This window comes from Lysinibacillus sp. GJ-1 (assembly GCF_021166035.1).
Lineage (GTDB): Bacteria > Bacillota > Bacilli > Bacillales_A > Planococcaceae > Lysinibacillus > Lysinibacillus sphaericus.
This window is the reverse complement of the sequence record NZ_CP088912.1, coordinates 3,410,008-3,421,834: the sequence shown is the minus strand read 5'-3', so window position 1 is coordinate 3,421,834 and position 11,827 is coordinate 3,410,008. Positions and strand designations below refer to the sequence as shown.

The following is an 11,827-nucleotide window of genomic DNA, read 5'->3' as shown; positions in this document are numbered from 1 at the left end:
ATATATAGACTGGCCAAACACAAACTATTATGGTAAGATACTATATATTGAAAAGGAGTGATTTCTTATGGTAGTTGCTGAAAGAGAAAAAAGAACTTTTGTGTCTTCGCTTACTTTCACGCCCGAAGAAGTACAAAATGTTTTGTTCGAGAAAATTCTTGAAGAAAACAAACTTGTTCAAACTAATATCACTGAACAAGATAGATTAGAAGAAAAAGAAATACTAAAAAAGCTTCATTTCGCCGAAGGAGAAACGAATATTGTTTCGTTGTTCTCGGGTGCGGGCGGCTTAGATTTGGGAGTAGAACTTTCAAGTATGGTCGTTCAATTTGGAGAAGAAAAAGCATACAGAGCTTTTGAAAATAAAGAAGAATATTTGAAATTGCGTAGTGAAGTAAAATGTAATTTTGTTTATTCAAATGATATGTTTACATCAGCAAATATGACTTATGTTAATAACTTTGCTCCAACTGTTACTAAAGTTGCAAAGGATATTCGTAAAGTAGCAGAATTTCCGAGCTGTAATCTTATGCTCGGCGGATTTCCATGTCCAGGTTTTAGCAGTTCCGGTCCTCGATTACTCGATGATCCACGGAACTTTCTGTACGTCCATTACATTCGTGCTTTAGTGCAAAGTACACCCGAGTTTTTTGTTGCTGAAAATGTAAAAGGTCTTATGACAATGGCTAAAGGACAAGTTCTTAGCCAAATGATAGAAGACTTTAAAGCTGCGGGTTATTATGTTACTGCCCATTTAGTAAATTCTCGCGATTATGGAGTTCCACAACTTCGTGAACGAGTATTTATTGTCGGAATCCGCAATGATATTCGTGAAAAATATGGTTTTGAATACGAAGTTCCTGCACCAACACATGGAGAAGGGAAACTTCCATATGTCACTTTGAAAGATACGATTAGCGATTTGCCTTTGGATGCTAAAGATGTTTACGAAGGTTCGTTTTCAAGTATGTATATGAGCCGTAATCGTAAAAAGAACTGGGACGAGCAAAGCTTTACTATTCAAGCGAGTGGTAGACAAGCTCCTATGCACCCTCACGGCGAACCTATGGAAAAAAAGGGGAAAGACTCTTGGGAGTTTCAAGGTAATTTTAATCGTCGTTTATCTGTTCGCGAAGTTGCCCGTATTCAATCTTTTCCTAACTGGTTCGAGTTTTCAAATGGCAATAAGGAAAACGTTACGAATAATCATAAACTTAATGAACAATACAAACAAATTGGCAATGCAGTGCCAGTCATACTAGCTGAAAAAATGGTTCGTCCAATTATTAAGTTCTTATATGAAAAAATTATTTAAGTAAGAAATAAATTCATAAAAGATATTCATCAATGCTCATTCCAGTTTATTGGGATGAGTTCTTTTATTTTATGGTCTTAATAGCCTATACTATCTATCAATCCGTGGGGAAACATACTCAGCTATACGACCAGCCTCCTCATCGTAAGCTCCTCAATGGGGGGGGCACGATCGTGGTGGAAAACTTTATAATATAGGCAAACTGATAGCTTCTGAGAAGGCTCTAGCGGATAAATAGGGCAACCATACTTCTCACTAAATTAGTGGAGTGAGTTATAACCAAACGATTCAAAGATGGCTGGATTTCGCACTGTACACTTTCTACAAAAAACAGATCACGGTCATGTATCAAAAGGTTCCGACATTCCTACTTGTAATCTGGTTTTGATGAATTTATTGTTGGAATTTTTAAAGGGATATATCATGAAATGCTAAGAAGAGCAAGTTGCATTTTTAGGTTAAATTATCTAATTCTTATTCAATAGTAGGTAAATAAGTATATAATATTAGTAAACGTTATCCATTAAAAAGAGCCAATATTTAAAAGAATTATATAAATGAGGGGGATTAGCTTGTCGTTAAAAATATTTCAATACGTCCATCCGAATGGAGATGTTCTCCCGTTAGAAATATGGATGAAGTTTGGTATTGAACTTGCACATTTTTTGAAAATGCAACCAGAATTTGTGAAAGTTTATGTGTCTGTTCCTTCCAGCTTACTTTTCTCTTATGTATTTACATTAGGATGTATCGATTATGATTTTCAACATCCGATAAAAGAACGTTTACTAGAAAAATATTTATTATTGCAACCTGGGCAACGCGTTTTATATAAAGTAGATGACGAATGGATTGCCCATTCTGTAGAAAAAGTCGGGGAGCATCCAATTTCAAAAGCACGTGCACTAATATTGAGAGGGCGCATGAATTCTATTAATTATGTACCTGAAGAGCGCTGGTCTACACATGTGAGTATTTACGACGAGGAAATAACAGATATTCGTAACATACGTAAAGTAAAAAATGTCTTTAATATTCTTGAAGATGCTTTGTTAGATACTCTTTATGAAGAAGGAAAATTACAATTGGTGATGATGCAAAATACACCAAATACATATGTTTATACAAATAAAACAGAATGGAACATCTATAAAGAAACAATCACATTGTATTTAAAAAAACAGCTAGTAGGGCTGGATAATTTTTTCTTTGACGGCTCATTGACAACTTTTCGTAATATTGGATTCTTAGAACATAAAGCGATAGATGTAGTCTCACCTGATGCGACGATTATTTTAAACGGTAGTAGCCGTGCGCTGCGTAAGCTTGATTTATTTAAAGAAAAAAGATGTGCGATTATAGTAGATCGCCATGAATTGAAGGAAAAATTTGAAGAGTTGCAGTTCAAAATTGAGCAAGATTGTTTAACGGGTAAAAATACGATTATTAATGATCGACTTATTGAATATTTACAACAGAGAAATACGAATATACCAGAAGGAGTTGAAATTATTGTCTGGATACCGTAAAGCAAGTTTGGATTTAGTGAACCGCTTATTTAGTACCAATAGTACCGTTGAGTTTGAAAAAGTAGAACATCCACAAATTGATGTACTTACAATTAATTTAAAAAAGTTAAAGGACTATGTGAATTCTTATTACTCTGCAGATGAGTTACTACAGGTGGAAACGCAACAGTTTATGAAAGTATGTCGGCGTGTTTTTGGAACGATTCGCAATTACAGCAACTTTTTTAAAGCAAATAATGCTGAAATTGTACATTTCATTAATTTTACGAGACGTAAAGCATATGCAGAGTTGTATAAAGATGTTGTGGAACCAATTATAAATATCATTCGTGAGTTGCGTAGTATTGAAACAAATGCTTATTTGACATGTATCGATTCTCTTATTGATTCGCAAAAAATCAATCCTGATAACACTGTGATTTTGATAAAAAATAAAATATTGGATAATGAATTGCAATTCGGTGATTCAACGATTCGTATAATGCATGACAAAGAGTTTGTAGATGAAGGTCTCTTTGTTAAAACGCTGCTTTTTATTGGAACACCAAGCTATTTCGGTAAAAAGTTTAGCGAAGTATTTTACGCCCGTAAAAATATTTTTATCGCGTACGGAAGCTTTGAAAATAATTTATACCGAACGACATCGTTTAAAAATATCGTGCAAAAAGAACAGCGTATCAATACGATTTATCGACAAGTGCAAATTGGTCTAGGGACACATGGCATTTCATTAAAAGAAATTTCAAATGAGCAATCATCAAAGGCAAGTGAAGAAATGATTGTGTCACAATATGAAAGTCAGGCAAAAGATACTTCAGACCTTATTGAAGCAAAACTAGCCGTTATTTCAAACAACAACTATATTTTCTTACCGATGTTGCAAAAAATAAATGTCATCGATCGTGATACGTTAAAAATTACGCAAGCAAACGTTAAAGAAATTGAAAAAGGCGATTTATTATTATTCCGCACACAGAATGCAACGACATTTATTCGTGATATTGCGGACGAAATTTTAGGAGAAGACGCAGCAAAACATCGTAAACACGTGGAATTATGGAAACGTAAGCTACGTAAAATTGTTGAGATGAACGGTATCGAAAAAGTATCAATAGTTTACCGTAAAAAATACAATTTAGATGTAGCCCATGTCCACAATATAAAATATTGGATCAGTAGTTTTTCGATTAAGCCAACGTGCTTGTCAGGACTACTTGATGTAATGAATTTTGAAGAAGATAAAAAGAAGATCATTTTAAACTCTACGAAGCTTATTAACAGTGCACATATTTCTGCAGGTCGAAAAATTTCGAGTAGCTTAATGAATGAGCTTGATAAAAACTTGGAAAATATTATTGAAGAAAAAGGCTACTATACCTTTGAATCTTCAGAGTTTAAAGGTGCCTCGTTCAACATTGAAGAAATTAAAAAATTATCAGCAAAAAGTCACTTTATCCCAGAAAATGAAACGTTAAAAATTATTAAAACTTGAGGTGAATTAATGTGAATACAAAACTAGCATCAGCGTTAAAAAATCGTGAAGCACTCATTGCTGCTGTGGAACAAGAAATAGTCGGTCCTGGTGATATTGAAAAGGCAACTGTGGAATTTAACCCTAATGTCGACACGAAATTTACAACTTTCGATGAATTAAATGCTAATTACTATTATTTTCATGCTTCAGAAAAAGAAGAAGTATTACAAGGTGATTCACCTTCACGTCGTTACGCAGCAGGTATGCTGTATCCGTTTGAAGTGGAAACATTTGATGATGATGTGTACGAAAAGCTCGATTTTGAAACAGAAAATGAAGAGTTTTATAAAGAGCAAGATGAAGTGGCACGTGAAGAAATCGATGAAGAAGAAGGATTAGAAGATGCTCCACCACAAGTACAGCAAAACGATCAAAAAATTTCCAGCATGGGTGTGACTTTTTGTTTAGCGAATGGTGTGCAATCGTTTAACACTGTATTTACGGGAGGTGTTTACGATAAACATCGAATTGAGGCAGACATATTCGCTAAAGACAAGAAATCTGGTTTCGATAAACAATATCAATTTAAAGAAGATTGGTGGCTACGAAAATCGGTTAGCGCTAATGTTACAGTACAATTAGCTGATTTTGATACAACGAAAAAAATTAGCTATAAAGAATACGATGTAGAACTAGTAGATGGTGTTAATACACCGGTTTCACGCTACAAATTAAAATTGCATGTGCAGTGCCGTATGAAGGAACACTTTGGGTTATTGACTGTGACGGCAATTAATGTGTCATCACCACCATTAACCTTCAATAAAGATGAATATGCCATTTTTCAATCGAAAATTACAATTAGCGCAAACGAAGGGGACTTTTTAAACTATCCAAAAATATCGGAACGTAATATAGATTTAACAAAAGATGAATGGAATAACGAACTATTATTCAAAAATAAGTTAAACTATGCGTTCGGTCATAATTGTACAGTAACGTGGGATTACAAAGCGAAATCAATTCGTGAGTTCTCTACAACGTTTATCCCTACATATGAGACAGAAAGTATGACGCCAGACATAGAAATAGAAGTAGGTGGTCAAAAGGTACCGTTGAAAATTGAAATGCGCCATCTAATGAATGTTGAAAAATACGATGACGTAATAAACATTTTACAGCCACTTGTACACGGTTATCGTAAATGGATTGATGAGCGGGATGAAGAAGTTACCACTACGATTACAAAAACTGAATTACTTGATGCTGCGAAAGCTAACTTAACACTATGTCGTGAAAGTTTAATACGTATGGAAAAAGGGCTAGCGTTACTCCAACAACCGCATGTATTAAAGGCGTTTAAATACGCCAATAAAGCAATATTATTACAGCAAATTAACGGTAAAATACCTCGTAAAGCGTATTATATGCGAGAGCAGTCTAGCAGCTCATTAGATCTCATCATTGACGAATCATTTGAAAGAGTAATGGATAAAATGATGCATTTACAAGACCAGCCAAATAGTTGGCGAGCATTCCAAATCGCATTTTTTTTAATGTCGATTCAATCACTTGTGGAAAAAGAGTCGTTTGACCGTGAAATTGTCGATTTAATTTGGTTCCCAACTGGAGGAGGTAAAACGGAAGCATATTTAGGGGTTGCAGCATTCCAAATGTTTTATCGACGTTTAGTCGATAAAAATGATGCAGGTGTAGATATTATTATGCGTTATACATTGCGCCTTTTAACAGCAGACCAATTCCAGCGTGCGTCGCGCTTACTATGTGGAATGGAGTTTATTCGCCGTGACAATCCACATGAACTAGGATCTACACCGTATTCTATAGGAATTTGGGTAGGATCAAAAATAACACCAAACCGAACAGTCGATGCCATTCGTGAAGTGAGAAAAATGCAACAGCCACAAGGCTCCGATAATTTAGCTATTACACGTTGTCCATGGTGTGGTTGTGAAATTGGCAAAATAAAAATTAAAGGCAAAGGGGCAAAGCAAAATGAATCGACAGCTATCGGTTTTAAAATCGTAGACGGTGATCTAATTGTCCATTGTCCTGATACAAGTTGCCACTTTAACAACGAAATTCCTGTGTACTTCGTCGATGAAATGATTTATAAAAAACAGCCGACTTTTTTAATTGGTACAATAGACAAATTTGTACAAATTACGTGGCGTAATGAGGCGCGTCGATTATTTGGTATTAATGAAGAAGGTGAGCGGGAACTTTCGCCTCCGCAAATTATTATTCAAGATGAGCTCCACTTAATTTCGGGTCCACTTGGTACGCTAACAGGCTTATATGAAGTATTAATTGAAGAACTTTGTATTGACGATAGAGGTGCGGAACCAATTAAGCCAAAAATTATTTCAGCTACAGCGACAATTAAAGAATTCGAAGAGCAAGCTAAATGTTTATTTGGACGTGAAAACGCTCGTCTGTTTCCAAATCCAGGAATAGATATTGGAGATTCTTTCTTTTCTAAAGTCGCAGTTGATGAGCAGGGCTTACCAAAACCAGGTCGTAAATATATTGGGGTTTTCCCATCGAAAGTACGTATCCTCATGGCACAAGTTATGACGTATTCAGCGTTATTGCAAAAAGTAAATAGCTTCCCAGAAAATGAAAAAGATCCATTCTGGACATTGCTATCGTTTTATAACAGCTTACGCGATTTAGGTGCGGGTCTAAACTTATTTAGTAGTGATATTCAGACATATATTGAAGCGTTAGTTCAGCGTGAAGGGATCGATTTCAAAGAACGACGCGCTATTTTCTCATCACTTGAGCTTACGTCACGTAAACAAAGTCACGAAATTACAAAAACCATTGATGATTTAAACGTTCCTTACGAAGTGAAAAATGCTAAAGGTTATACCGAAGCACTGAACGCATGCTTGGCGTCGAATATTATTGAAGTAGGTGTTGATATCGACCGTTTATCATTAATGGGTATTGTCGGACAGCCGAAAATGACTGCGCAATATATTCAAGTAAGCGGTCGCGTAGGGCGTCGTCCAGATGAACGTCCAGGCTTGATTGTAACGATTTATTCTAATCAAAATTCGCGTGATAAATCACACTTCGAACATTTTATCGGTTACCATCAGCGCTTATATGCACAAGTGGAAACGACAAGTTTAACACCATTTTCAACGGCTTCATTAGAACGTGGTCTAACTGCGGTTATTATTGGATTTATACGACAACGTTTGCATAGCGGACTTGCAAAAGAACCTACAATGAATGAAGTCGATCGAGCTCGTAAAGATGAGCGCTTCATACAATTCCTCGAGCGTTTCTTGCAACGTGTTGAATTAATTGATGAGGAACAAGTAGAAACAATGAAAGGGCAGTTTGCAACATTTATGAATGCATTATTAAAGGGACGTTACGAAACGTGGCGCATATCGGACACTCAACGTGGTTTAATGCACGAAGCAGGCAAATTAGCTGATGCAGAAAAACATCCTAGCAGTATAGCAGTAATAAATTCGTTACGTAGTGTAGATGCGGAATGTTTAGCTTCTATTACCGCATTAGAAGAAGAAATTGAAGGTTTTAGTTTTGATTAAGGGAGGGGTACAATGAGATATTTACCGATGAGACGTTCGAAGTTGGTAGGTACGGAAGGTCCAGGTTCACTTGTCATTAGTCCAGAAGGTGAAACCGCCGTTGTTGGCGCATTAGATTTATGGTTTAGAGACTTCCATGGCAACCTATCAACAGAATTACAAGAATTTGAAGTACATGAACCACGTTTGAAATCTGTATTGAAAGTAGATAAATTTTATAAACCACCAGAGTTTCGTAAAAAATCGAAAAGTAAAGTGGAAGTAGTACCAAATAGTAATTTAGTAATTCCACTTATGCGTTTTCCTAAGTGGCATTACTGTGGCTCGTGCCGTACACTAAAAGAGCTAGAACTTGATCAAACGACAGTGTATGTTGATTGCCCTAAATGTCAGCAGAAGCGCCAATTTAAACAAGTTCCATTCGTTGTTATTTGCGAGCACGGGCATTTATCCGATTTTCCATGGCGTGAATGGGTACATAGTGACGAAGCGACGACATGCAAAGGTAATTTAATAATTCAAACAAGCGGAGGTACAACGCTTGATTCATGGCGAGTCACTTGTGAAGGGTGCAAGGCCTCACGTGATTTAAACCGTATTACTTCAGAGGATAAAGAAAAAGGGACAAGCTATTTAGGGGAACAACTAAACTCATCGAAATCCAATAAGTATACATGTCGAGGTGAACGTCCGTGGTGTAGTACGGAAGCAGAAGCTTGCAGTGCTGCACCAGTGGCAATTTTACGTAACTCCATAAATGTCTATATGGCAAAAAAAATTAGCGCATTGGCGATTCCAGGTGATTATAGTGAAAATGTCGACACAGTCGTTTCGAAAATTCAATCACCATCAAAGTTTTTAATTCGTGCAACGCTGAATTTAATGGATAGTGAAGAAAATAAAGTACAATATATTCGCAACAGCCTCCGCTTTGAGTTAGGTAAACAAATTACCGACGAAGATATTAAAGAAGCGTTGCTCTATATTGAATCTGGCGTGCAATTTGAATATACGGATGAGCAACTTGAAAAACCAGGTTTATTAATTAAAGAAAAAGAATTTGAAAAGTTAACAACAGATGTGAATTCAAAAGAGCTGAAAGTAGATCCTGAATGGATGTATGAATATGATGCTGACGAGGCGAATTATTATAGCAACTACTTTGAGCGTATCTCACGCGTACTTCGTTTAAAAGAAACGACAGCACTTTACGGTTTTGACCGTAAAGATTATAAAAATACAACAGATTACAGCAACTATTATCCGTTTTTGTATAAAGACTTAGAAAAAGCAAAAGACCTATGGTTACCAGTCAATGAAGTATATGGTGAAGGTATTTTCATTCAGTTTAATCTAGAGCAAATAGAGAAATGGGAATCTTCTCCTTCTGTAAGAAAATATTTCCATCGTTATAAGCAACGTGTCGCACATGTCAATCACCGGGATGAAACGATTTTAACACCAGGAAATATTATGCTGCATACGTTTTCGCACTTTATCATTGATGAATTAGCGAATGTTTGTGGTTATAACCGTGCCTCTATTCGCGAACGTTTGTATTTAGATAAAAATCAATACGGTGTACTAATTTATATTTCGGCTGGTGATGGGGAAGGGACATTAGGAGGCCTTGTTCGTTTAGGGCTGAAAAGCAAAATCTTTCATATTATTGATAAAGCAAAAAATAAAGCCGAATGGTGTAGCTCAGATCCAGTCTGTACAGAGTTAGGACAGTCTCAGGGACAAGGTATTAATGGTGTTAATGGTGCGGCTTGTTATAATTGTTCTCATATACCGGAAACTTCTTGTGAATTTTGGAATCTATATTTAGATAGAAACTTATTAATAGGTTCTGATGTTGGTTATTTTAAATAGAAAAAGAAACCCATTAAATTTAATGGGTTTCTTTTTGAATGTGCGCCCGGCATGCGTATGAACTATAGGGTGCAAGTCCCGAACCCCAAAGACAGAAGTAGAGGTTAGCCAAGAGCAAGGGTGTCCGTGGCGACGCGGAATCTGAAGGAAGCTGGAGGCAAAACACCGGTCCGAGGAACACGAATCTCATAGAAGGCTAGGTATGATTGGATGAGTTTGCATTACAAAACAAAGTCCTTTCTGTCGAAGGTCATATCGAGTAAATGAGGCAGATAGATGGTGTGAAAGTGCATACGCTTACCCGGGGAGGTCTGATGGAAACGTGAAGTACCCTTCATAACCTACTTGGTGACAAGTAGCTGAACCATCAGAAGTCAGCAGAGGTCATAGTACAAGTGAGTCTAGAATGACTTGGAAGGACTGAACAATTAAGAGAGAATAGCCCTTGGCATTCCATCTCGAATGAAGGAACACAGAAAACAGAGAAACCTCACGCTTAGAAAGTAATGGTGAAGTCCATGAGGGTATTGGCGGAGGGTGTAGTTCAGATGGGCATAAGAAGATAAGCTATTCACGGAAAGGAATGAAATGGTGATGTTGAATCAAATTCTAGCACGTCCGAATATGATACAAGCATTAAAGCGAGTGGAAGCGAATAAAGGAAGCCATGGAGTAGACATGATGCCCGTACAAACCTTACGTCAGCACATCCTCGAAAATTGGGCATCCATTAAAGCGCAAATTCTAGCGGGGACCTATGAACCGCAACCGGTACGACGTGTCGAAATCCCGAAACCAGACGGCGGTGTGCGTCTATTAGGAATCCCAACCGTGACAGACCGTTTGATTCAACAAGCTATATCGCAGATATTATCTAAGGAATATGACCAAACTTTCTCGGACAACAGTTATGGATTCCGACCAAATCGGAGTGCTCATGACGCAGTCCGAAAAGCGAAGGGTTATTTAAAAGAAGGTTATCGATGGGTCAGTTCTTCGATAAGGTTAATCATGACCGCTTAATGGCAACATTAGCGAAACGAATTTCAGATAAATCCTTATTAAAACTAATTCGTAAATATCTCCAAGCTGGTGTCATGATAAATGGAGTGGTTTCTAGTACAGAAGAAGGAACACCACAAGGTGGTCCTTTATGTCCTTTACTTTCAAACATCGTTCTAGATGAGCTAGATAAAGAGTTAGAGAAACGTGGACATAAGTTCGTTCGATACGCAGATGATTGCAATATTTATGTGAAGACAGAACGTGCAGGACTGCGAGTCATGGCGAGTGTACAACGATTTATCGAAGAAAGACTTCGACTGAAAGTCAATGAAAAGAAGTCAGCGGTAGACCGCCCGTGGAAACGGAAATTCTTAGGATTCAGTTTCACAGTTCATAAAGAACCTAAGGTTCGCATTGCGAAATCAAGCCTCGTTCGAATGAAAAAGAAAATACGAGAAATTACCTCAAGAAAGATGCCTTACTCCATGGAATACCGTATCGAGCAATTAAACCAATATTTAATTGGATGGTGCGGATATTTTGCGCTCGCAGACACCTCTTCAATATTCAACAGATTAGACAGTTGGATTAAGAGAAGGTTGCGAATGTGTCTTTGGAAGAATTGGAAGAAACCCCGAACAAGAGTCAGAAATCTCATTCGTTTAAAAGTTCCATACGGAAAAGCATACGAATGGGGAAATACACGAAAAGGATACTGGCGCACCTCAAAAAGCCCCATATTACACAGAACCCTCGGCAATTCCTATTGGGAAAGCCAAGGGCTGAAAAGTCTGCAAGTTCGTTATAAAACTTTGCGTTATTCATCTTAATTGAACCGCCGTATACGGAACCGTACGTACGGTGGTGTGAGAGGTCGGGAGTTAATCACTCCCTCCTACTCGATTTTCAAGTTAAGTTATTTCATTTGAAATATCCCATAATTTTTGAAAATGGTTTGTATACTGTAAGCCCGAAATATAAAAAAGCGCAGCTTTACGGTACGCACGACGAATAGCCGTTTATCTGAAAAAAATTT

5 protein-coding genes and 1 pseudogene are annotated in these 11,827 nt (G+C 37.1%); all 6 read left to right on the top strand.

The window, feature by feature from the left end:
* The first annotated feature begins 67 nt into the window (after positions 1–67).
* The 6 genes and pseudogenes from LO754_RS16940 to ltrA all read left to right on the top strand — a co-directional run bounded on the left by LO754_RS16940 (position 68) and on the right by ltrA (position 11,621).
* Positions 68–1,315 (top strand): DNA (cytosine-5-)-methyltransferase, encoded by a 1,248-nt coding sequence (locus LO754_RS16940; protein WP_231784869.1) that lies wholly within the window; start codon positions 68–70, stop codon positions 1,313–1,315.
* Positions 1,316–1,887: 572 nt separating this feature from the next.
* On the top strand, positions 1,888–2,844 hold the full coding sequence (locus LO754_RS16935; protein ID WP_231784868.1) for a hypothetical protein: 957 nt from the start codon (positions 1,888–1,890) through the stop codon (positions 2,842–2,844).
* Positions 2,828–4,336: a DISARM anti-phage system protein DrmE domain-containing protein gene (locus LO754_RS16930; RefSeq protein ID WP_231784867.1), complete on the top strand. Its 1,509-nt coding sequence runs from the start codon at positions 2,828–2,830 to the stop codon at positions 4,334–4,336. The genes LO754_RS16935 and LO754_RS16930 overlap by 17 nt, the downstream gene beginning before the upstream one ends.
* A gap of 11 nt (positions 4,337–4,347) precedes the next feature.
* Complete coding sequence (locus LO754_RS16925; protein ID WP_231784866.1) at positions 4,348–7,911, top strand: helicase-related protein; 3,564 nt, start codon at positions 4,348–4,350, stop codon at positions 7,909–7,911.
* Positions 7,912–7,923: 12 nt separating this feature from the next.
* Positions 7,924–9,786 carry a DUF1998 domain-containing protein gene (drmB, locus tag LO754_RS16920; protein ID WP_231784865.1) on the top strand — a complete coding sequence of 621 codons (1,863 nt, stop codon included), beginning with the start codon at positions 7,924–7,926 and terminating at the stop codon, positions 9,784–9,786.
* A gap of 591 nt (positions 9,787–10,377) precedes the next feature.
* Positions 10,378–11,621: pseudogene (ltrA, locus tag LO754_RS16915) on the top strand (group II intron reverse transcriptase/maturase).
* Positions 11,622–11,827: the final 206 nt, after the last annotated feature.

Coding starts and splice junctions, on each gene's coding strand:
- LO754_RS16940 (WP_231784869.1), top strand. CDS start 68: ATGGTAGTTGCTGAAAGAGAAAAAAGAACTTTTGTGTCTTCGCTTACT.
- drmB (WP_231784865.1), top strand. CDS start 7,924: ATGAGATATTTACCGATGAGACGTTCGAAGTTGGTAGGTACGGAAGGT.